This window comes from Pseudomonas argentinensis, from assembly GCF_001839655.2.
Classification (GTDB): domain Bacteria; phylum Pseudomonadota; class Gammaproteobacteria; order Pseudomonadales; family Pseudomonadaceae; genus Aquipseudomonas; species Aquipseudomonas argentinensis_B.
In genome coordinates this window covers 1371488-1397559 of record NZ_CP056087.1, presented here as the reverse complement: position 1 = coordinate 1397559, position 26072 = coordinate 1371488, and the positions used below count along the sequence as shown (strand labels likewise).

Sequence of the window (26072 nt, the reverse complement as noted above, 5' to 3'; positions counted from 1 at the left end):
CATTTAGCCATTGCAGATTGGTAATGGCTCACAGTTCTTCAAGTTTGCGGGCCACCAGATGGGTCGACGATCATTGGGTGCTCATGCTGCCCTGGCCATTTGGTCGCGATAGCACGCGTACCTGCCGGCAATTCGGTGAGGCGGCTGACGAAGCCAGAGGTGCTATCTACGTAAGCCAAGCTAACCCGAGGTGAGCCCTGGAACTCATCCTCAACAACTGCGAGCAAACCTAAGTCCCAAGGCTGACGCTCCATCGAGATGATTTTTGGCGCGCTGCCAAAGTCATCACTGAAGTACAGCTGTGCCACTATGGAAACTGTGCCTCTGGAGTCCATGCGCTGCAATTGGCAGTCATGAACGAACAATGGCTGACTACCCAATGTGGCGATGCCAGAGCCACATGCTTCCCGCGCAAGCATGCCAGTTCCATACTGTTGATCCGTATGACGGCTGGAGCCGACTACCGTATAAGGTATCTCGTAATAACCACCATCGGTGGTTTGCGCGCTCACCCAGACTTTGTTGCCTTGGATGCTCATATCCATCACGTTCTCGAAGTCTGACTGATTGTCGGCAGACTCGAGCACGTCACCACTGAGGATATCAACTCGCTCAATCAGAGCCTGTGGCAGGCCATTAGAAAGATTAAGACGCTGATGACTGGTCCATACCTGGCCCTGGGCGTCAAAGTCGAACGCTGTCACTGGATTAGCCAACGCAGAAAGTCGCTCCGGCGTGCCGGTCAGCCCCTGCTGGCGATACAACGTGCTGCGTCCATCGAGATTACGCAGGGTATACAGTTCGAAGTCTGGCAGATCGTCGCTGGACAGCGGATTGGTGCCCAGGCGAACTTCAAGCTCGTCAGGGAACCCGTCACTATCACTGTCGGGGTTACTCGTACTGGTACCCAGCGCCACTTCACGACTGTCGCATAGCAGGTCGAGATCGGTATCCTCGCAGGCACTGAAGTTGGCCAGACGCGAGCGCTCAGCCTTGCTGATGCCGCGCAAGGCCTCTTCTCCCAGGCTGGTCAACAGCGCTTCGGTATCCTTGAAGCGGCTTTGTCCATGCTCCAGCGCGGCGAACTGCATCACACTGCGCGCCTCACCCGCCGGAATCACCAGCCGGTAACCAATCGCGGCCTCACGGATCCCATCATAAATACGCATGCTTTCTGCATCGAGGATCGAACGTCCTGCTGAGTCGGCAAATATCGTAATCATGCGTGCATCCAACTCACCACTCTTCAGAGTCCAGACTAGAGAGTTGTCCTCAGTACTTAGATGCGCATCACCCGACGATGTACTCAGTTGGGTCGACTGCTGGTGATTATAGGATTGGCTAATGACGTAACTTGGACGTACGACGATAGGCTTATCACTGAGATTGACGAAACGGTCTAGAACCCGCAGGAAGCCCCGCCCATCTTCGGGCACATAGACTTCGCGGCTGACGGCCAAGCCGTCTCCCGAATCATATAAAGACGTGCGCAATGCTCCTTCAGGAGTGCGAGCGAGTCCTCCAGAAGCAAGAGAGTGGCTGCCCAGCTGGAACAGCCGCTGATTGATCATTTGCCAGCCGTCGCGATCAACAGTTTCAACCTGACCACCAGGACTAACGCGGTAGCTGACTCCAGATTCAGTCAGCAGATATTGATCGCCCTCACGAATGTCACGCAAGTCATCTTCTGCCTTCAATGGGTCGCTGCCATCTACAAATATCTCGTCGCCATCATCCCGCCCAGCCCCATCGGTATCAGCTTTGTTAGGCGAAGTTTTGCTCACCCGCAACTCATATATATCGGGTAGACCATCACGATCGCTGTCGCGGTTATTAGGATCGGTACCCTCGTAAAACTCCTCCAGATTACTCAAGCCATCGTTGTCGCTGTCATCGTCTGGAGCGAGGTCCCCATAGCGATACTCGAACAAGTCAGGCAGTTGATCGCCATCACTGTCCTTTTGCAGCGGATCACTACCGGACTCCACCTCGACACCATCAGGCAGGCCATCATCATCGCTGTCCGCCTTCTTGGGATCAGTACCCCGCGCTATCTCATTGGCGTCATTCAGACCGTCGCCATCACTGTCAGCAGCCATGGGGTCAGTGCCATAGCGATGGAGTTCGTCATAGTCACTCAGGCCATCCCCATCACTGTCAGCCACATGCGGATCCGAGCCTGCCTGCTGTTCTTCCAGATTGCTCAGGCCATCACCATCCGGATCGGCCGTTGCTATACCTGGTTCGGCAACAAGTGGATCAAAACCACTGTACAACTCAAAGCCGTCCCACAAGCCGTCACCGTCAGTATCTCGAGCATCCGGGTTCGTACCCAACAGCATTTCGTTAGCATCGGAAAGCCCGTCCTGATCGCGGTCGGAGCGGCGTGGCAGATAACCAAGCTCGACTTTGTAACTATCCAGCGCGTCCGGCAGGTAACTAATGACCCTCCCCTGCAAATGGTTGTCGGAGGTACCCACATAGTGCTCGATCCCCGTACCGGGACGTACCTGATAGCCGTGTAAGCGCCTTATATCCATTTCGAACCTGCCACTCGGCATTTCATAGTTCGAGTCATTAGTGGCATTTGTAAAACGGCTGTAACGCGAGTACCAGTCACCCTCCAGAACATCATAGAAGCGCTGTTCGATATGCCCGTCCCGGTGCAGGACTACTTGCAACGTCATGGTACCTGCATCTTGCGCTGCGTACTGACTGCGCCAAGCTATCCAGGTCAGAGTGACACTATCCGCCATCTCCTTAAGAAACATCTGCCCATCTTGAAAATTGATGCCCAGTGGCACGATACCCAAGGAACCAATACGCATACGCTGCTCCCAAGGCCAAACTTCAACTCTGGCGCTTGGGAAGGCAAAACCGATTGGAAGCATGACTTGCAAGTAACCGGAATCAACCTGTTTTCCTAGGTCACTTTCAATCGGCTGAGGCACTTCGCTGTCGTCCATGACCAGTTCCAGCTCTCCAATATCGTTCTCGCCATCACGATCGAGTTCCACGACATGCCGCAGATTCAACTCCACGTCCAGGACTCGATGTTGCAGGTTGACCAACCACTCCGCACGCTCGCGGCGTGCAAGAGCGTCAAAGCGGAAACGGCCATCGGCATCAGTGGTCTGGTTGAACGGAGAGTCCTGCCAACATTCGTTAGTCCAGCAGTCCACTCGCTTATTCAGCAGCGCCACAGACACACCGGCTACCGGGCGCCCCAGGACGTTGACTACGCGACCAGTCAGCACCGTCGGTGGTGGTTCCTCGACGACTACGCCCAGCTCTACCTCGCTGCGGTTGCCACTGATATCGCTGGCAACAAGGCGTAGACCAAGATCACCAGCCTCCGTCATGGCAACAGTGAAGCTCAGGTCGCCACCAATTGGAGAACTTTCGAGCAACTGATCGCGCTGCCACAACTCGACGGAACGAATCACTCCGTTATCAGTAACGCGTGGCTGTAGCTGCAAATTGTCGCCCAAGTAGAAAGGGCCACTAGGTAGGTTGGGCGCAATTACAGGTGGTTGGATATCCGCAACGGTGGGCTCGTTATCCTGGCCATCAGGAATACCATCGTTGTCGTTGTCCGGGTTTAGCGGGTCAAGGTTCAGTGGGATTTCGTCAGCATCGGGGAGCCCGTCGTTGTCGCTGTCAAACAGAGGCTGCCAATTAACCAACTGCGCATGCTCCTCAGCAGTCAGTCCTTCTTCAAAAAACTGCTCAGACGTCAGTTGGTCTAGAGTTAGCTGCGCCTCGCCATGGTAATGGCTTTGCAGAGCGTAGTGCATCAAAACCTGACGACTCTGCGGCTGCAGGGTGAGACTCCATGTGAAAGAGTACTGGTCACCGTTCAGGGCTACGGACACCGGCTTAATAAGGGAATTGGCATCGCCGAACAAATGCCCTACGGCTGGAGTACCACCAATAAATATATGGTCATCACTGAGTAAGTAGTAGTCATCCGCACTGAATACCTTGTCGCCCGACGAGGTGTTGATAATCCTCGTGCGCCCATCAGAGCCCAAGTTTCCGCTGATGGTCACTGGTACGGTTATCACCCTATCAGTCGGATTTTCAATCAGTTCCAAGAAGCGCGCGTAGATCTTATCTTCCGGCACATAAATCTTACGACTGACGCGCAGGCCGCCATTTAGGGTATTCGTGGGCAGCGTTACTTCGCGGCCGTTAAGGCGAAGCTTACCCCTCCCGACACTTGGCATGACCTGACCATTAACGATCAGATTCTGACCGCCATCATAAGCATTGTTGTAGCCATCGCGGATCGAGCCGTTATTAGTGATATCCCAGCGATAACTATTGCCATACAGGTTGTAGTTAAAACTGATATCGCCCTCGTAGCTCAGCTGGCTTTCAGGTACCACGTTTTTTGCAAGCCGACCTTTTGCCTCCAGCACCAGTGCTTGCACATCTAGCAGTTGGCTATCTACCGGTATATCCACCTGAGCAGTAGCGACCATTCGCTGAGCGCCGAACATCGCTGTAGCGCTGATAGTCATGCGAACGTCGCGGCTCACTACCGACAGGCTATAGCGACCGTTAGCATCGGTCGTGGTCTGCTGGGCGTTCACCTGCACAATAGCGCCAGCTACCGGATTGCTAAGTTTGTTCAGCACTTGTCCGCTAAAGGTCAACTCAGGCACAACATTGACGTCTACTGCCAGATCAACCGTACGCACGTTATTTTGACTGTCAGTAGCGCGCACTTGCAGTAGCGTACTCGCGGCGTTTGGCAGCAACACTGTGAAGGTCTGACGGCCAGCCTGGTTGCGGGTTTCGCGCAACTCACCATCTTGTAGTAGCTCGACCTTTGTGACGATACCGTTGTCGTTTATTAGGGCAGTAACGTCTAGCAGCTCGCCGGCATAACGCCGCGCCACAGGCAGCGCTTCAAAGCTGACATTCGGCGCCGTGGCGTCAGCTACCAGCGGCTCACTATCCTTGCCGTCCGGGATGCCATCGCCGTCGGTATCCGGGTTGGCCACATCGGTGCCAAGACGGGTTTCGTCGGCATCGCTCAAGCCATCTTCGTCCTGATCGTAGAAGGCGAAGAAGTTCACAACCTTGCCGGCCAGGCTGGCGTCGAGGTTGTCCAGGCCCTGACCTTTGAGGCTGCGTAGTTTAGTGGCGGTGGCCATGGCCGCATCGGTGGAGCCTTCCAAAGTAGCGAAGTGCATGACCACGCGACGCTCGCCAGCCGGAATGCGCAGTTGGTAATCGGCTTGCCACAGACGACCAGCCTGGTTGACGTAGCTGGTGCCCTGACGGCGGTTATCGTTGCCCGACAGTACGTGCAATAGCACTGGGCGAGTGGCAACTGTCGTATCACGCAGGGCCAAGAAGTCATCCGCGATAGTCAGTTGCGCATCGCCACTGCTTGTAATAACAGCCACCTGGCTATTGTCAGAGGCCCCGTAGTAGGACTGCAGACGAACAGTGGTCACCTGTTCCTGGTCGGTCGGGTTATCAATGACTTCCAGATAACGCACATAGGCACCGCCAGCACTTGGTACAAGCACACGACGGCTGACCACCAAGTTATTGATGCGCCTTGCTTCATAGTGGTACTCGCGGCCATTGGCCGAACTGGTGGAATGGTTGTGCCGGTAACCATAACGCTTGCCATCCACATACAACTGGAAGGCGTTGTTACCGTTAATTGCCGAGCCTGTGGTGCTCTCTACATAGCCGTCGTAATAAAAATTCCAGGTACGATTATTTTCATCTTTGACCGAGCGATAACCGTTGATATTCGCACGATCATCGTCTGCCAATTGCGGGTTGGTGGCATCGACAAAGCGTTCATTGATATCGCGGCGGCCACCTGCGTCCCCGTCAGCTTGTTTCGGATCGCTTGTCGGTTTACCCAGTACTTCCCAACCATCAAGCAGCTCGTCACCGTCAGTATCGGCATTGCGCGGATTGGTACCGGCTTGGAACTCACCCAAGTTGGACAGCCCGTCGTTGTCGGTGTCTTCATTAGCTGAGACGTTAAGAAGGTCGTTGTCGATCTCAAACTTGTCGGATATGCCATCATCGTCGCTGTCAGTCTTTAGCGGGTCGGTGCCATAGTTGTAGATTTCGGCATAGTCCTCCACGCCGTCACCATCGCTATCAACCAGGCTCGGATTTGTACCACGGCTGATCTCATCCGGGTCAAGCACGCGATCCAAGTCGGTGTCCTTCGTCAGAGGGCTGGAGTGCCAAGTCAGCGCCTCCTCGCCATCGGTGAGACCGTCACCATCCGTATCGGCACTACGCGGATCGCTACCGGCCTCCTGCTCCTGCAGGTTATTCAGGCCATCTGTATCTGTGTCCTCTGCAGCTTCGCGGTTGGCTTGTTTGGCATCGAATCCATAGCGCTGTTCGAAACCATCGCGCAGCCCATCACCGTCGCTGTCGGCCTTCAGCGGGTCAAGGCCCAGCAGATATTCGTGGGCATCGGCTAGGCCGTCGCCGTCGCTGTCCACCTGAGTGATCCAGTTGACGATGCCCCGCTGCTCTTCGAGCGTCAGATTAGGCTCCTGCACATCGCGGCTGGCCAGTTGTTCCAGGGTGCTGAGCGCACGCTCGCGACTGGCGTCCTGTACCAGGTACTGCACCAACACCTGCCGGCTGCGCGGCGCGAGAGTGACTAGGTAGTTGGCGCGATACTCGTTACCGCTGAACCGGGTTGAAACCGGGCGTAGGGGCGCATCCGCACTGCCGAACACCACACCGGCGGCGTACAAGCCACTTTCCGACGCCGTATCGTCGGTCAGCAGGTAGCTATCTTCCGGGTCAAAGCCGGAATCGCCGGACGAGGTCTGTACCACCGGACGGCTCGCGCGGAAGTTGCCGTAAACGTAGAAGGGCACGGTCATAGGCTGGTCGCTGGGGTTTTCCAGCACGTTGACGAAGCGAGCATAGTTCTGGTCAGCCGGCACGTAGGCCTTGCGGCTGACCAGCACGTTGCCGAGCTGCTTGGCCGGGTAGATCAGCTCGCGACCGTTCAGACGAGTGCGGTAGGTAGTACTGTTGTATTTGTTGTCGTTAACGACGAGGTACAGGCCCCCACTAAAGGTCCAATCGGAAGCGGAGCTGCCGTTGCTGATGCTGCCGTAGCTGTTGAAGTCCCAGCGAACGTTGTTGTTCACCACGCGGTTATAAGAGGTGCTTTCTTCGACAGCAGCCACATGACGCTCTTCGATCGGCTGGAGCGCGGTACGGCCGTGGGCGGCCAGCACCAGTTCACCGATATTCGAATTGCCACCACGGGCCAGCTCGAAGACCTCGCTGGTAGCCGAGACCAACTGGTTGCCAAAGCGGGCCTCAGCCTTGACCCGCGGTTCCAGCGCCAGCGTGGAAGCGGAAAGAGTGAAGCGGCCCTGGGTGTCGCTGGTGACGGTGGCAGAAGATGGCATCGGACCGCTACCGTTGCTGAAGCTCACCTCATCCACGAAAGACCAGGGTCCATTGGCTCGGAAGCTGAGGCGCACGTAGCGAGTGCTGATGTTCAGATCAGCCAGAGTCAGATGGACATGCGGCTCATGGGACTCCGCTTCACGATTATTGGTGTCACTCGGTGGCGTATTGAGGGATCCGACAGCTACCCATTCGTTGCCCACTTTCTGCAGGACATCGAACGAGGGCAGAACCACGTCGCTGAGCTTATCCTGAGTTGCCCCCACGTTGACGGTGGTGAGATGGGTGACCTCCCCCAAGTCAAAATCGATATTCATGGTGCGAGCAGTCCAGCCCAGCCATTCATAGGCCCCGCCCATACCCAGGTCGGTCACAAAACCTGCCGTCCCCAGTTGCCCATCAATCAACTGCCGCCCAGTGTCGTCGCCGTAGCAGTACGTACCGCAATTCGTGCTCTGGTCCAGGGTGTAGGAGACCGGCTTGATGCGCGCGACCTCGTAGCCGTCGACCAGGGTCACCTGGGCGCCTTCCACGGCGCGGCCATTGCCATCCAGCACGCGGCCGATGACCTGAGTGCCGGCGTCGTCCACCAAACTCAGGCGGCGCACGCCACTGCGGCTCTCGTTTCCATTGGTATCGCGAGCGCTGGCTTCGATATCTAGCTGTGCGCCTACGACCGGCACACGGATCACATGCTGGTAAAGCGCGCGATCATAGGTCGCCACGGCCACGCCGTTGACATAGAAGGTCACGCTGGTGACACGGCCATCGTCGCGAGCATCGGCGCGCAGGCGCAGTTGCTGGCCGTGGGCCAGGCTGGCGCCGGCTGCAGGCGATACCAAGATCACGCTCGGTGCCTGGAGGTCCTGCTCGGTGGGCGCGCTGTCTTCGCCATCAAGCAGGCCGTCCTTGTCCATATCCGGGTCGAGCGGGTTCAGGCCAGCCTGCACTTCGGCACCATCGGACAGGCCATCACCATCGGTATCCGCCACCTTCGGATTGGTGAGGGTCTCCAGCAGTTCCTGTTTGTTGCTCAAGCCATCGCCGTCGTAGTCCTGGCCGGCATCCTGGGCGCGGCGCGGGTTGAGGATGTCGGCGTAGGGCCCCTTCAACTCGATAAAGTCGGACAAACCGTCACCATCGGTATCCGCCAGATCCGGGCGGGTGCTGTAGCTATTGATCTCGTCGTAGTCAGTAATGCCGTCATCGTCACTGTCAGCTTTGCGCGGGTTGGCGCCATTGCTGATTTCGGCAGCATCCAGCACACGGTCGAAATCGGTGTCATCATTAAGCGGATCACTGTTGTGCTGATCCACTTCGGCGCCATCGAGCAAGCCATCGTCGTCACTGTCGGCCGCCCCCGGATGGGTGCCCAGTTCCTGCTCACGCAGGTTGCTCAGACCGTCGCCGTCGCTGTCCAGGTTCTGTTCGCCAGCCACTAGCGGGTTAAAGCCGTACTTGACCTCGAAGCCATCAAGCAGACCGTCGCCATCACGGTCGGCCACAAACGCGCTGGTGCCATTGGCATATTCATAGATGTCTTTCAGGCCATCGTTATCGCTGTCTTTGAGCGACAGCTCATGCATGTACACCAACACGTTCGGCAGGTAGGTGTTGATCAAACGGGTATCACCGTCATACAGCGAGGAGTAGCTGTAGTAGACGTGGCCTTGGCCAACGACATAGCGGAACGAGGTCACGGTACGTTCAGCACGCGGCCCCGCCCAGGTCAGCGGGAGTACGCCCGGCGCCAGGGACACCAGCTCGACACGGGCATGCATGTGCGCAGACACGTTCCGATTGGCCCACCATGAGCCCGCCTTGCCTTCGGCAATGCCATCCAGGCGCTGCACCGGATGGAGTAGGCCATTACTGCTCGACAGCGCCGCGCCGAGCAGCGGTTTGCCCGGCAGCAGGCTGCTGATCGACGTGTCGTCGTTGTGCGAGTTGTAAATCAAAGTGCCGCCGTTCTGTACGAATGGGAACACTTTGTTGGTGGCAATGGCGGTCGTGTAGCTGGAGAAGGTCTGGTCAATGAACAGCATGTCGATCTGGCTCATATCGAACGTGCTGAGGTTACTGATCAGTACCGGCTCATAGCCTGCATTAAGGATGATCTGCTGCAAGGTGGCATTGTTCAGGTACCCCACGCGCACCTTCGGCGATACAAGGGTGATGTTGCCTACATCGGTGGTGCCGCCCCAGACCGGTTCAACGTCAGCCGAGGTGGCGGTCACGCCCTGGCTACCCAGGAGGCCGTTGGCGATCACCTGCACATTTCCAGGCGCAACAGGCACGCCGGTGAGCACGAAGCTGCCGTCCTGGGCGCTGACGCCGGTGATACCGAGGGTTTCCACCTGGGCATTGACGATTGGCTGGTTGCCGCTGTCGACCACACGGCCAATCACGGTCGTCAACGGGTCGGTGACGAGGGCAAAGGTGTGCTCGCCGCTGCTGCCCTGGTTGTTGTTGGTGTCGGTGGCGATCAGCTCCAGACGCAGGCTGTTGGCATCACTCGGCAGGGCCATGGCATAGGTGAATGGCGCGCTGGTGACCAGGGCGACCTGGGCGCCATTCAGGCGTACGGACACTTTGGTGACGCGGCCATTGTCCTGCGCGTTCGGGGTAATGACCAGGTTCAGGCCCTTGATCAGCTGTTTGCCAGGGGCCGGGTTAACCAGTGTTACGCTCGGCGCCTGGGTGTCCTTTACCAGCGGCTCTTTGTCTTCGTCGTCGCGCAGGCCGTCGCCGTCGGTGTCGGCTTTCAGCGGGTCGGTGTGCAACTGGTCGACTTCTACACCGTCCTTGAGAGTGTCGCCGTCGGTGTCCGGGTTGTTGATCAGGGTACCCAGTAGGACCTCATGGGCGTTGCTCAGGCCGTCGTTGTCCTTGTCGCCATTACCGTCGCCGGCATCGCTTGGGTTCAGGCCCATGTCCAGTTCCAGCTTGTCTGGAATGCCGTCGCCGTCGGTGTCTTTCTTCAGCGGCGAAGAGGCCGGGATATTGCTGACTTCCTGGCCATCGGTCAGGCCGTCGCCGTCGGTATCCGGGTTCAGCGGGTCGGTGTGGTGGGTGCGCACTTCGGCGCCGTCGGAGAGGCCATCGCCATCGGTGTCGTGCACACGCAACTTGGTGCCAGCGGCCTGCTCTTCCAGGTTGGTCAGGCCGTCGCCGTCGAAGTCTTCCGCGCCGTCTTCGATGCCGTTGCCATCGGTGTCGCGCAGGGTCGGGTCGAGGCCGACGGTTTCCAGTTCCAGCTTGTTGGTCAGCCCGTCGCCGTCGAAGTCGCCCAGCGGATCGAATACTTGCAGGCTCAGGGCATTGCCCACCACGACTGGCGTGGTTGGTGTACCCGGCAGAGTGCCGCTCAGGGTCAGCGGCAGCAAGGCACCGTCGGCCACTGTGTTGTTGGCTTGGGTGAAGAACGCCGGCACGGTCAGGGTGCGGGTCGGGCCGGAGTACCAGTTGAAGCCCTGGCTCTGACCATTCAGTTCAGCGCGGCCATTGCTGATGTTCCACCAGCTCAGGTTGTCAGCCAGCAGCATCGGCACCTGATAAGCCTGGCCAGCCAGCAGCTTCACCGGGCCACCGGTATTGAACAGCGCGTGCGGCGCGCATAGCTGGCCGCCCTGCTCGCGCACGTCGTCATTGCGGGCCACGCCACGTAGGCCGGAGCCGGTGGTATCAAAGCTGTAGCAACGGCCCAGTTGCAGCACCGGCTGAGCAGTAAAGCTGAGAGTGCGGCCGTCATTGCTCAGGGTCGCGGTGCCGTTACGCACACCGGTACCTTCGAGCAGTTTGATGGCGTTGCCGCTGTCCAGGCGCACCGGCTCGTCGTAGTCGAAGTAGGCGCGCAAGGTGGTGCCGTCGCGGGCTTCGATCACGCTGCGGATGATTTCCGGCGGTTGCAGGGTGAAGTTGATACGGAACTGGCTGGCCAGGTTCAGTTGCGGCAAGGCCGCTACCGGACCGGCCAGGCTGACGGTGACTTGCTCGAAGGTTTCGTCGCTGATTGCCAGCCACGCCTGGCCCTGCACCAGCTGCACGGTGGTGCTGCCAGCCTGGCCGTCGATCGCCGCTGCGCCACTGACACGGGCTTCAACACTGAGGTTGGCCGGTTGGCCGTCGAGCTGGCTGATACGGTTGCCAAAGCGGTCCTGCAACATCACTTGCAGGCGCACATCCTGTTTCACGCCACGGGCCAGTACGTCGCCGTCGGCCTGGACGCGGCCCAGGTCGTTGAGCAGGCGCAGGTGGCTGGCGGCAGCCGGCAGCACGTCCAGGGTCAGGGCGGTCACGCCGTTGGTGATGGCGCCGGCACTGTTGTAGGTGTAGCGAATCTGGTTGTTGCTGCTGCTCACCGGCAGGCTGAACTGGCCAACCGTGTTGCCGGCTTGCAGGTTCAGTTGGGCGCGGCCGTCCTTGAGGGTGACGCGCACTTGCTCGACGGTCTGGCCGTTGGCGGTGATGCTGCCGATCTGGATGCCGCTGCCCGGCGCCACATGGAATTCGCTGCTTGGCAAGGTCAGTTGCAGCACGCTGGCCTGGTCGTTGAGCACATTGTTCAGCACCAGATCCTGCGCCTGGATGGTCAGGGTGGCGCTGCTGCCGGCGGCCATGGCCGGCAGGTAGCCCAGCAACAGGTGGCGAGTCGGGCCGGCCGCTACGGCGAGGCTCTTCTCGGCGCGGGCGATCTGGCTGAATTGTGGCAGGTCGGCCCACAGTTGGTAGTCGCCCAGGGTACGGTCGGTGTCCAGGGTCCAGCTGGCGTAGCCACTGGCGTCGGTCGGGCTGGTGCCGAGGGTGACGACGTTTCCGTCGCTGAGACGACGCAGGCGCCATTGCACCGGCTGATCCGGCACGGCGCGCGCGGCGGCGTCCAGCACCTGCACGCGGTACAGCGGCCGGCCTTGTACCGCCACGGAAGCGGGGTTGTCGCTGCCTTGCAGATTCTGGAAGCGCACCAGGTTCGGCGACTGGGTCAGGGCCACGTTGTAGTCCTGGCTCAGCACCTGCTGGCCCATGCGGTCGGTCAGCTCCACTTGTACGCGGAACACATCGTTCGGCAGCGCGCTGTCCGGCATGCGCAGATCGCGGGCGTAGCTATCCCAGTAATTGCTATTGGCGCACCTGAAATATTCATTGCTGCCGCGCAGGCAACTGAACAGTTCCTGACGCACATCGCCAATACGCTGCAGCACGCGCAGGCTGAGGCCGCCGGTGTCGTCGAGTGCATTGAGGTTGCCCAGGGTCAGGCGCGCCAGGCCACCGTAAACGCCACGCGCCGGCAGGGTGACTTGCAGAGCGGAAGCATTCGGTTGCTGGTCCCGCACCACGCGCAGGTTCTGCGGCGCGGACTCGCTGACTTGTCCGCGACTGTCGGTGAGCACCACCTTGAACGGCTGGCTGACGCTGCTGGCCACACGCTCGGTGCGTTTGTCCTGCACGGTGAAGCTGCGCCCGCTAATGCTCTGGCCCGTCACGTCGTAATGATCGGTAAAGCCGTTCCACAGCAGATCCACCGCTTTCAGGGCCACATCATCCTGGGCCGACAGCTGCACGGTAAAGGTACTGCGTTCGATGATTTCGCCCGGCAGCACCAACTTGGTGACTTCCGGGAAGCCATCGTTGATCACGGTTACCCGCAACTCGGCGGTGCTGCTGTTACCGGCCTGGTCGGTGACTTCGATGTTGTACACCTGCTCTCCCAGGGTGGTGGCGGCATCCTGGTAGGTCAGCAGATTCTTGCCAAAGGCCACCGCAACCACCTGGCCATTGCGGGTCAGGGTGGCTTTGTCGAGGGCGCCGTCGGTGTCGGCCATCTGCGCTTTGATGGTGATCGGGTAGCCGCGTACCGCTTTCTTGCTGTCGAGGAATACGGCAGCGCCTTCATAGCTGAGGCTGACGGTCGGGGCCTTGGTGTCCTGATGGCGGTAGAAGCGCTTGGCGGTCGACTCGGCGCGGTTGCCGAACACGTCCACGGCGCGGGCTTTGAGGTATTGGCCGGTCAGGCTGGTGTCCAGCGCCAGGCTGGCCTGGAACGGCTCGGCCTTGCGTACGGCCACGCGCTGCCATGGGCCGTTGGTGCTGGCCGAGAGCAGGAATTCCACTTGCGCCAGCGGCTGCTGGCTGCCGCTGATCTGCGCGCTGGCAACCAGCGGTAGCGGCAGCCAGGAGTGTTCGTCGGCGGTCAGGCTGACGGTGAACGGGTTGGCCACGCCATCGCCCGGCATCAGGAACAGGTCCCGCGCCACCGACTCGCGCACCACACCATAGACGTCTTCGCTGCGCAGGCTGAGGGCCACGTTCTGTCCGCCCGGCAGGCTGGCCGGCAGGCGCAGGCTGGTCTGATTCAGGGCCTGTTTCAGGCTGCCGACGACCTGGCCGTTGAGGCTGAAGGCGGCGCCGCGCAGGCCATCGGTGTTCAGGCCCAGGTTCAGGGCCTGGGCGGTCAGCAGGCGGCTGTCGGCCAGCGGGGTGACCACGGCGGCATCGGCGGCGCCCAGGCCGTAGGGCAGTTGGAATACCTGCACACCCTGGGTGCCCTGGCCGACGGCCAGGCGGTTGTTTTCCACGCTCAGGGCGGTGCTGCGCTGGGCCAGCAGCAGTTGGCTGTCGGGTACCACCAGGCCGGTGCCCGGCTCCAGGGCATCCAGGCGCACGCCCTGGGCCTGCGGTTGTTCCAGCCACAGCAGGTTACCGGCCAGGTACAGCTGGCTGATGCTGGCGCCGCTCAGCAGTTGTTTGCGTTGCCCGCTGCGCAGGTCATAGCGCCAGGCGCTGTCGCCAAGCAGGTAGAACAGGTAGTCGCCGCTGAAGGCCAGCTGGCGCACTTCGCCGCCCAGTTGGGCGCTGAGTTCGCGAACCGGGGTTTGCACGTCGCTGCGCAGGTCGACCAGGAACACCCGGCCGCTTTCGCTGAGTACGGCCGCCTGCTGGCCACGGGTCGACAGTTGACGGAGGCTTTCCTGGGCGGTGATGACCAGGCTGCGTTTGCTGTTCAGGTCGTTCAGGGCGGCCAGTTGCAGGCTGCCGCCGGCGGCGACGATCAGGTAATCGCTGCTCACGGCCAGGTCGCTGCCCGCCACGTTGCTGAATACGCTACGGGCGCTCAGGGTGCTGCGATTCAGTGCCAGCACTTGCTGTTGCTGGTCTTGCAGCAGGAACCAGGTGGCGCCGCTGGCGGCCACACGGCTGGCGGCCTGGGTAAAGGCGGTTTGCGGGTACAGGCTCGATTGCCAGCTGCCGGCGCTGTCCTGACGCAATACCTGGGCACCGAAGTTGTCGGCGGCCAGCATCAGTTGGCCGTCACGCAGGGCCACGCTTTCCACGGTGCCGCGGGTTGGGCTGGTGGCGCTGCGGCTGTCGTACAGGCTGACGTAGCCGTCGGCACCACGTACCGGCGCAAGCACCTGGCCTTCGCTGCCGCCCAGCCACAGTTTGCCGCCGGCCCACTGCGCGGCGTCTACCGACTGCGCCACCAGCGACCAGTTGCCCACGCGCTGCTGGGTAGCCGTGTCGATCAGTTGAATGCGTTGCGGTGCCACCACCAGTACCTGGCCGGGCAAGCTGAACAGCCGCTTGCCGCCCACGCCCAGTTGGGTCGCGGTGCCCTGCAGGCTGGCATCCAGGCGCCACAGGCGACCGGCGTTATCCAGCACCTGCACGTAGTCACCGGCACGCACCACGCTGAGCAGGCCTTCACCGGTAAAGGTGGCCAGGGTCTGGCCACTGGCAGACAGGCGCAGCAGCTGCCCGCTGGTCAGCGCCAGGAAGCCATCGCCGTCGGCCAGCAGACCGCGCACTTCGGCGCCCAGGGTCTGGGTGCCGGTGGCTTTCAGTTGGTTGCCCAGGGCATCGAACCAGTACAGGTCACGGGCGCTGGCGCCGAGGATGCGCTCGCCCTGCACCGCCAGGTGTTGCAGCGGTGCCGCCACCGCCAGGGTGCCGGCGCTTTGCAGGTTGTTGTTCGGGTCGAGCAGGGTCAGGCCGAAGCCCTTCACGCTCAGCAGCAAGTAGTGCTGCAAGTAATCCATCGCGGCGATATCGCCACCCAGGCGGGCACGCAGACCACCGGCGTCATGCAGCTCGGCACCACGGGCCAGCCACTGGCCGCCCACTTGCGGCAGCAGCACATCGAACGGCACCCGCACGGCGTCGCTCTGCAAGTGCCAGCTGTCCACCACCGGCGCGCTCCAGCGCTGTTCCTGGCGGTTGCCCAGTTCGTCGTCGATCAGGGCACGTACGCGCAGTTCTTTCAGGCCCGCAGGCAGACGCAGCGACAGGCTGTCGCTGCCGCTGGCCAGCAATTGGTCGGTGCCATTGAGGGCTTCCAGGGCCAGGTGATAACGGCCAGCGTCGACGCCGGTCAGGCGCAGTTCCACCTGGCTGCCGGCAAACAGCGCGCTCGGCAGGCCGCTGAGCACCGGTTGTGGCAGTTGTTGAGACGGGGCCACGCGCAGGTTCAGTTGCTGCTCGCTGTAGTGGAAGTCGCCAGGGAAATAGGCACGGGCACGCAGGCTGTAGCTTTCCTGCACGCTCACCTGCGGCAGGCGCAGGCTGAACTGGCCTTGCTGGCCGGCCACCAGCAGGCGTTGCAGCGGCTGACCGTTGAAGCTCAGGAGTTGCAGCTCGACCCAGGCCGGCACCGCGCCCACCTGGTAGCTGAGGGTCAGGTTGCTGCCTTCGGCAAAGATCTGGTTGTTGCCGGCGCCACTCAGGGTCAGCGCGGCGCCCGGCTGGTTGGCCTGGGTCAGCAGGCCGAGCTCGCGGCTACCGGCGGCGTCCTGCCATCGCAGGGCGGCGCTGTCCCCCGCCGGCAGGCTCAGCCAATGGAAGCTGTTGCGCAGGCCAAGCACAGCACGCTGGGTTTCCCCGGCAGCGCTCAGGCGTACACCGCTGCCATCGGCACCGGCAGCGAAACGTGCGGCCAGCGGCAGACGCGCACCGGCGGCCAGCAGCGCACCGTCGTCCGGACTCAGGCTGGCGGCTTGGGCGCCATTGCTGGCCACATCGATAGCCAATTGCTGGCTGCCGGCGTGGTCTCTCACGGTCAGGTTCAGGCGGGTGGCGTCGGTGGCCACCAGCCAGGCACGGCCTGCAGCAAACGGGGCGCCGAGGTAGCTGTTCAGCTCGCCCTGGTAGAACAACGGTTGCGCGGCCAGCAGGTTGCCTTGCTCATCGCGCAGGCTGATATCGGCAGTGCCCAAGGCGGTTTCGGCGCTGGCCGGCAGGCCACCCACCAGCACGCCGAACGGCAGGCGCACGCTTTGTGCCGTCAGGGCAATACGGGTTGGCGCGGCGACAGCCAGCGGCTCGACCACCAATTGTTGCGCACCATCGGCGCTTTGCAGGCTGACCAACTTGCCCGCCACAAAGGCCAGGGCCTCGCGCTCGCTGCCCAGGGCACCGACGCGCTCGCCGCCACGCCAGGCCTGCCAGCTATCGCCATACAGTTCTTCACTGACTTTCAGCCAGGCCAGTTCGCCATCGAATACCACCTGGCTGACCTGGCCGCCCACTGGCAGCACGGTGGCTGCGCCCAGGCTCAGGCCTTGTTCGGTCACGCTGACCGGCTGGCTGCTGACCGCCGTGGCGGTCCAGCTCAACAAGCGGTTGCCTTGCAAGGCGAAGCCGCTACGGTCGGCCAGCTCGACGCCGCCACTGCGCACCAGTTGCGGCAGCGTGCTGTCATCCAGTTGCAGCCAGTTCAGGCCTTTGTCGGTGAGCACCAGCAGACGCTGGCCATCGACCTGCACCTGGCGGATCTGATCGGCCAGGCTGACCCCGATCAGGTCGGCGAAACCGGCAACAGTCAGCGCGTAGCCGCCGATCTGCTGGCCGTGACGGACAAACAGCAGCTCGCCACTCGCGCCCAGCAGGTCGCCGGCAATTGCTTGTTCCACGGCGGTTTGCCAGGCGTTGTCGCTCCAGCGCCAGACGCGCAGGTAGTCCTGGCCGTCGCGATGGACCTGCGCGGCCAGCAACGAACCGCTGTAGCTGAGCTGGCGTACCTGGCCGCTGTCACGACTTTCCAGCACGCCGTCCAGGGTGCGGATGCGGTAGCCATCGCGCTGTTGGTTCTCGGCCCAGACAGCCGCCTCGGCATGGCCCGGCAGTGCGGTCAGGAAGCTGGCGCGGTAGCCGGTTTCAAGGCTGTCGCGGCGGCTGGCGGCTTGCAGGTAAGCGAGTTTTTCCAGGCTGCGGCTGGCATTTTTCTCGTGGCCGGAACGGTCGCGCAGCACGGCCTCCAGGCGCAGGGCGGTGCCTTGTTCGCGGCTGTTCCATACCTGGCGGGCATTGCTGAATGGCAGTACGGCCGGGCTGCTGGCATCGCTCGGGTCGAACAGGTTGAGGTTCGACGCGTTGTTGAAGTCGCCCATGGTTGCCGGCGGCGGCACTTGCAGCCACAGCTGCGAACCGGCCAGCAGGGTGGTCGGCGGTTGCAGGTCGAGGCCGATGGCTTCGCTGATGCCGGTGTCGGCATGCAGGTTGAGGGTGCGCTGGCTGCGCAGGGTCTGGCCCTGCCAGGTGGCTTGCAGACGCAGCACCAGCACGCCATCGGCGGCCACCTGCGGCATCGGCACGCTGAGTTCGATGATTTCTTCGCCATCGGCGGTACGGGTGATGCTGCGCGGTGCCGGGTTGCCGGCGTGCTGCGGATCCCCGGCGATATCCAGGTACAGGTTGGCCTGTTCCAGTTTGCGCAGGCGCACCCGCACCGGCACGGTTTCGCCGGCCTGCACGCTCTGGCCATCCGCCGGTGCCAGGAAGCTCAGCTCCGGCGCGCCGGCCTGGCTGTCATAGGGTTGCAGGGTGACCGCCGCCGGGGCGCTGGCCAGGCCATTGAGGTCGATGGCGCGGGCCACGATATGCAGCGGCCCGGTGGCGTCGGCAGCCACCGGCACGCGCAGGCGGTTCGGGTCGAGCAGGCGCTGGCAGTTGGCGGCGTCGCTGAACACATCGCCGGCCTGGCTGTTGATGCACGCCTCGACATGGTCAATGCCGTAACGGTCGTAGCTGCGCAGGATCACGTCGGTGACTTCGCCACGCGGCACAAACTCGCCATCCAGCGGCGCGATGATCGAAAGCTGCGGCGGCGTATGGTCGGACAGCAAGTCGTAGCCCACCTGGAAGTAGCGGTAGCTTTCCTGGCCGGTCAGGCCGAAGCCCACGCGCAGTTCGGCTGTCAGCGGTGCCCGGTCTTGCGGGGCGCCCGGCAGGTCTTTGAGCCGTGGGTGCAGGAAGTTGAGGCTGGCCAGGCCGCTGCTGCGGTCGAAGCTGGCGGCGGCGTAGCGGCCATCCAGTACACGGATTTCGGCACTGCGTACCAGGTCCAGGTCGCCAAGGATATTGAAGCGCAGGTCCGCCGGCGTGCTCTCCTCCACCGGGGTCGGCAGGGTGCTGAACTGGCCGAGGGTCAGGTCAGGCGCGCTAACCTGGGCGTCGAAGCGGCGCTCGCTGGTGTTGCGGCCGTCGCTGGCGCGCAGCAGCAGGGCAAAGCCTTGGTAATCGCCCTGGATATCCAGGTTGAACTGGCCTTTCTGGATGGCGACCCAATCGGTTTTCCAGGTCTGGCCGCCGTCGGCGGAGACGCGGTAGGCGAAGCCCAGTTTGTCGCTGGCCTGCACGTTATCCACAGCGCTGACGCTCAGGGCGTAACGGCTGCCGAGTTTCAGCTGGGTAGCAGCGGTCAGCGGCTGGCCTTGCAGCAGCACTTGCAGCGAATCCTGACGCGGCGCCAGGCGGTCTTCGGCCTGGTAGCTACCGCTGTAGGTGCCGGCCAGGGTCACGCCGTTGTCGCGGGCCGGGTTGTTGGCGGCATCGCGCACCCCGGTAAGGGTCACTTGATACAGGGCGTTGGCTTCCAGCACCGCGTCGCTGCGCAGGCGCAGCTCCAGGCGGTTGCCCTGGCTGATGATCGGGTTGAAGCGGCTGCTGATGTCTTCGCTTGGCTGGGCGTGGGTGTCGTAGTCCTTGAACACCTTGACCACGCTGAAACCTTGCGCGCTCAGCGACTCGTCGGCTTCCAGCACCAGCGACTGCGAGGCGCCCAGGGCCGAGACCAGGCGTACGGTCGGCGCCGTGTCGTCGATGGCGGTCAGCCACTGGCTGGCCACGCTGTCCACGCGCTCGTCACTGGCTTCGCGCAGCAGGGCCACCTGGTACTGCCAGCCCGGCTGGCTGCGCGGGGTGACGAAACTGATGCTGCTGTCGTTGAGACTGAACGCCACCTTGTTGCTGGCGCTCGGCAGGATGCCCTGGCCAGCCGGGAACCAGTGCAGGCTCAGGCCTTCGGACAGGCCCTGGGCCTGGATAGTGACCGGCGTACCACCGGCGTCGCTGACCACCTGGCCCTGGGCATGGGCGGAGATCACCGACTCGATGGCCAGCGGCGTGACCACCGCCAGCGCGGTCGGCAGCACGGCGCGTTGCTGGCCGTAGCGCACTTGCACGCTGTACAGGCCGGCCTGGTCCATTTGCAGGCTGAAGCTCAACTGATCGCCGGCAGTGTTCACGTGCAGTTGTTCGCGGCCCAGTACGCGCTCGCCCACTTGCAGCTCGTCGATCAGGTTCAGCTGACGGCCACGCAATACATAGGTGCGTGCCACGCCGGTCGCGCTGCGGTTTGGTTGCAGGGCGTCCAGGCGGACCAGGTCGGCGCCGAAGAAGTCCACCGCATCCACCAGCCATGGCAGGTCCAGGTGCACTTCGGCGCCTTTGAGCCAATCCAGCGGCGCCTGGCTGACTTGCAGGCGATACAGGCCAGCCGGCTGGTAGGCCGCTTGTTGCTGGCTGATGGCGCGCAGTTCGTGGCCCAGTACCTGCGTGCTGGTGGCCACGGTGTCACCCGCCAGGCCGCTGACTGCCAGTTGCGCTTCGCGCCAGGCGTAGTCGGCACCGATAAAGCGCAGGCCCACTGGCTCATCCGCTGCCGCCAGGGTGTCGGGGTTCAGCGCCCAGATGTTGTTCAGCGGGATCGTGGCATTCAGGTAGCTGTTGCCATTGCGCCATTCCAGCAGGTCGCCGTGCAGTTCCAGCTGCGCCAGGCTGCCCACTTCGCTGGTGCCCACGGCCAGGCTGGCCACTTCACGGGCGCTGAGTTGACGCTGGGCATCCAGGTCGAGATCGAACACTTGCAGGCGGCCAGCATCCAGCCAGGCCAGCAGTTCACCCTGGGCAGTCAGTTGGCTGATCCGGCTCGGCAGGTCGAATTCGCCCAGCACCGGCTCGCCACGGCCACGCAACAGCGCGGCGCGTTGCACCAGTTGCAGGGTATCGCTGCCTTGCAGGTACACGCGGGTGCCGTCCAGCCACAGGCGCTTGGCGCCGCTCAGGCCATGGTTGTGCGTACCGAGCACCTGGCTGCCGTCGCGGGCATTGCGTACTTCCAGGCGGTCGCCAAACAGCAGGTAGGCGCCACGGCTATCCAGGGCGATATCCACCAGGCCGGCCGGGTTATCCAGAGTCAGTTCGCGCAGTTCCGGCCCTTGTACCTGGCCCTGGAACACGCGGGTACCGGCCTTGAGCAGCAGCACATCGCCGGCCAGACGCACCTTGTCAAAGGCGATCTGACGGCTATTGCTCAACGCCGGCAACGCTTGCGGGGCGTACAGGTTGGCGAGGTCGAGCACCTGCACCTGCGCCGTGTCGGTGAGCAGCGCGGCATAGCTGTCGCTCAGGGCGATATCGCGCAGGCTGCCGCTGGCTTGCCACTTGGCCAACAGTTGCGGCGTGCTGCCATCGCGCAGGCTGGACAGCTGGACATCACGGCCCGTAGCGGTGAGCAGCAGGTCGCCGGCACGGCGGTACAGGCTGACGCCATCCAGTTGTTTGTGCACCGGCAGTTCGATGCGCAGGCTCGCGTCGCTGGCCAGGTCGCCGACAAAACCGAGGTTGCTGACTTCCACCAGCAGCGGGCCGAGGTGGTCCTGCGGCACGCTGAAGCTGAGCAGATCGCTGCGTTCCAGGCGCACATCGGCAATCTGCCGGCCATTGACGCGCACCACGGTGGCTTCGCCGAAGCCACGGCCTTGCAGGCCAATGATTTCGCCGGCGTTGAAGATAAAGCGTTTGCTCTGCGCCGCCAGCGTGCCGCTCAGGCGGTCGTACAGGCCGGCCTGGTCGATACGCGGGTCGGCCACATAGGTAATGGCGGCGGCGCGGAACAGCTCCAGGTTGCCCTGTTGCACCCGCACACCCACCGGACGGTTGCTGCTCGGGTTGGCCAGCAGGCCCGGCAGACGGAAACGGATCTGATTGTCATCGCGGTACAGCACATCGCCGGCCGCCACACGCTGGCCGCCCACTTCGATCACGGCATTGGTGCCGAAGTCATGGCCACGCAGGGTGATCTCGGTGCCGCCACGCCAGCTGGCCTGACGCGGGGAAATGCTGTCCAGCTCCGGCTGCAGGGCATCGTCGCTGATAAAGCCGAAGCGGTAGTCGTTGCCCAGGGTCTTGCCTTGCTGGTCGCGCAGGGCGCCGCTGAGGCTGACCTGATACAGCTTGCCGCTCTGCAAGGAAGCAACCGGACGCAGCACCAGGCGGCCCACGCCGACCTGCGCCACCTGGCTGGCCACTGGCGTGCCGTCGAGCAGCAGCTGCACCAGCTGGCTGCCGGAATCGCGCAGTTGGGCGTTGTCCAGCAGGCGGTTGAATTGCACTTCGATACCGGCATCTTTCGGCAAGCGGCCCGACGGTTGCGGCTGCTGGCTGAGGATGGTCAGGTTCTGGTAGGCCAGGGTATTGAGGCTGCCGCCCAGGTAGCTGCCGGCCTCCAGGCTTGGCAGCGGGTTCTCCGCCGGGGTGCCGTCGATATAGACGAAGGCGCTGCCGGCATACAGGGCCTGGCTGCCCAGGGACAGGCTGTTGACGTTGCCGACCACGCTGAAATAGTCGCGCAGGCCGATGCTTTCCTGGATGCGGCCATTGAGCCATGGGGAAATATCGAACAGCTGCACATCGCCCTGGCCACCGGCCACGTACAGGGTCTGGCCGGCCAGTTGCAGTTGACCGGCGAACAGGCTGCCGCGGCTGACCAGGTAGGTCAGTTTCAGGTCGGCGACCGGCGTGGCGTTGCTATCGGTGTCGAACACAAAGCGCTGCACGGTGGCGTTTTCGCCGCTGGACACCAGCAGGCCGCCGCTCGATACCAAGAGGTCTTCAGGGGTGAACGGGTTGCCGGCCTGGTCGCGAGCAGCCACGCGGCGCAGCACGCGGAATTCGCCGCTGGCCAGTTCCACTTCCACCAGCTGGCGCTGCGCTGGCAGGGTCAGCCACAGGCTGGAGCCGGACAAGCGCAGGCGTCCTGGCGTGCCGCCCAGTTGGCTGGCGCTGATCAGGCCGAGGTCGACCAGTTTCAGTTCGCTGCTGATGCGGTACTGGCGCACGCCTTCTTTGCTGGCCAGATACAGGAGGTCATCGCGGGTGGCCAGGGCGGTAACGTCGTCCGCCAGGTCCAGTTCGTTGAGCTTGTTCGGTTCGGCCGGCAGGGTTAGGTCGAAGTGCAGCAGTTTCTTGCCGCCAACGGCGAACAGTTGGTGATCGTTGATCGCCAGGTCGACAAAGCCGGTGCTGCCCAGGCCGTTTGGCGCTTCGTAGTGGTACGGCTTGGTCACGCCTGCGAAGTCGCGGTTAACGATGACCGGGTGCACCGGGTCGCTGATATCGGCCACCAGCAGGCGAGCGGCGCTGCTGGAAACGCGGGCCACGCGGCCTTGGCTGTCGACCTTGTCGAAGCTGCCGCCGGTTACCGCGTAGAGCAGTTGACTGCTGCCGTCATCAAGGCGGGCAATCGCCGATACCGGGCTGGCCATATCGCCCGGCAGGTTGACCGAGCCGGTGGGGATGCCGGTGTAGAAGTAGTCCACTGGCGACGGGCTTTGCTCGCCGTCGAACAGTTGGCTGGTCACGGCCACCTGGGCTTTGCCAAAGGTGCCGGACGGGGCGCGCACTTCGGCGCGGTTACTGCTGAGAATCTTCAGGTCGCCGGCCAAGGCACCGGCGAAACGCACCTGCATATAGTGGTTGAAGCCACGGCCATACAGGGTTACCAGGTTGCCACCTTGTGGCGGGCCGGTTTGCGGCTGCAGATCGTCGATCTCGATCTGCGGCAGCACGGTCATGGCACCCTGACGCAGGTAGGCGAGGTTCTGATCCAGGCGCTGCACTTTCACCGCCAGGCTGGCGCTGACATTGCCGAGTTGCAGATCGGGCACCGCCACACGCAGCTCGCTGTCGGTAACGCTCTGGATCTGCTGGGCCTGCAGGCGGGTTTCACCCAGCCAGACCGCCAGTTGCTCAGGCGCCACACCGAATCCGCTGCCTTTGATGGCGGCGATTTCGCCACCGGCGGCATGGAAGTAATGCAGACCGGCGACATCACCCACCACGCGTTGTACCTGGCTGACCAGCGGACGAATGCCGGTGCGGCGTTCCAGTTGCAGCACAAAGGCCTGACGCAGGGCATGGCCGGCCAGGTCGGTAAGCGCGGTGGTCACTTCGATGCGCAGCGGGCCCTGGTAGTCGCCCTTGAAGCGCAGGTCCAGCTGGCCGCCGCGCAGGGTGTTGATGCCGGTCATTTCGAACGCAGCCGCCGGCAATGCCTGGCCACCCTCGCCCACTACGCGGATCGCCTGCGCCAGGTGCGCCGGGTCGGTATTGATCAGGTTGTTGAAGGCAATGGTCACGCCTTCGTTGCTGCCCAGCACGGCGCCATTGCCTGGGGTGCTGGAGGCCACGGCGAGGTACGGCGAGGTGTTGATCTGCACGCCTTTGCCGTTGCCCTGCATGATCTGCCCGCCCACGCTGAGCAGTTCGCCGCTGGCATTTTTCTGTTGCCAGTAGATGGTCTGGAACTGGCCCTGGGCATCGGCTTCCAGCAGTAGGTAGGTGTCACCGGTACCGACGCTGATCAGGCCTTGCTGCACTTGCAGGGTGATCTTGCCGAGGGCCTCGGCGACCGACGAGGCCTTGACGGTGCCGCGCTCGATGGCCTGTACGCGGTAGTCCAGTTGCGTACCGAAATCTTTGAAGCTGGCCAGGTACAGCTGCTTGTCGCGCAGGAACAGGACATACAGCTCGCCATTGAGCCACTGCACATCCACCGGCGCACCCAGCAGGTCCGGCTTCAGGCTGCCGTCGAAGGCGATGCTTGGCAGCGGCGCCTGGGCGCCCAGCTCGTTGCGGCCAATCGGCAGGAAGCGGATATAGCCGGTACCCAGGTCGTTGGCGGCGGCTACCGCCAGGGCGCCACGCTCGGTTTCCACGGCCAGGTCGACGGCACGGTGGTTTGGCAGGCTCAGGCTGGATACCAGCAGCGGCTTGCCGAGGTCATTGACATCCACCACGCGCACGCCGTCGCGGTCGTTGGCCAGGTACACCAGGCTGTCGAGTACTTCCAGGCCCAGCACCGGTTCGGTCAGGCGCAGTTGCGACAGGCGGATGGGCCGTTCCCACAGGCCGATATCGTAGATTTCCAGGCCGGCCGTCATCAGGTAGCGGTTGCTGGACGTCGGCTGCACGCCGGCTTTCACCCCGACGAACAGGCGGTCACCGACAACCTGCGCGGCACCGATCTGCATCGGCGGATAGTTCGGCAGGATGATGCCCAGGCCCTGCGGCAGGGTGTAGGACAGCGCGCCCACTTTGACTTCACGGGTAGCGGCGCCGCTTGGCACGCGCAGGTAAACGTCGTAGATATCCGGCTCGATCACGCCCGGCAGCACAAAACTGAACTGGCGTTGATTTTCCACGTTGTCGTGCAGATCGATGCTGATATTGCCGGCATCTTCGACAATCGGGCTGCGACCGGTGTAGATCTCGGTGTCGCCATGGCGGGCGCGCAACATTACCTTGGTGCCCGGCATCAGCACATCGTGGCTGGCATCGATGGTGACCTTGGCGCCGCCTTTCTTGCTGGCAGAATCCGGGCTGACGGTGAACTTGACTTGGTTCAGCGCTTGCTCGGCGCCGACCATAAAGGCACCCAGGTAATCACTGCGCAGGCCGCCGTCATCCAGGCGTAGGTGCCATTGGCCAGGGCTCAGCGGCAGCAGGTCGAGGGCGTTCGGGGCGATTTCCAGGCGTGTGGCGCTGACCCATTGCAGCTCCACCGGGTATTGGTTGACGTAGCCCTTCACGCTGCTGCTGAAGCCGCTGCCGTGAATCACTACGCGGTCTTGCGCGCCACGGTGGAAGCTGGCGTTTTCCAGGTACTGGATCGCCGGTTGGCTGGCACCGCTTGGCGCCACCTTGAAGTCCACCTGGTAAGGCGCCCACAGCCCTGCACCGCGCAGGTTGCGCGCCTGCTGCACACGCAGACGCAGTTGCGCGCCGGGCGTCGGGGTGAAGCGCAGCACCACGCGGCTGGCCGACTGGCCGTCGCCGTTCAAGTGTTCGATGGTCGGCACGGCCAGGGCCTGCTCGCCATTGCTGATATCCACCAGGCTCAGGGCACCGGCAGCGCGCAGGGACTCCAGCGTCACCGGCTCATTGAAGGTCAGTTGCAGTGCCTGCTCGCCGGCTGGCAGTACGCCGCCTTGTTTGACGCTGGCGTCCAGCACCAGCGCGCCGGGCAGTTCCAGCAGGGTCATGCCGTTGGTACCGGAGCCGGCCACCAGACGGTTATTGAACAGGTC

Annotated in this window: 1 protein-coding gene (cut by a window edge); it reads right to left on the bottom strand. The window is 62.8% G+C overall.

Annotated elements, in window-relative coordinates; all coding sequences use genetic code 11:
- Positions 1-38: 38 nt before the first annotated feature.
- Positions 39-26072 carry the 3' portion of an Ig-like domain-containing protein gene (locus SA190iCDA_RS06110; protein ID WP_070884421.1) on the bottom strand. Its footprint extends 16680 nt past the window's final position, so only the last 26034 of its 42714 coding nucleotides appear in the window; its start codon lies beyond the right edge, outside the window; the stop codon is at positions 39-41.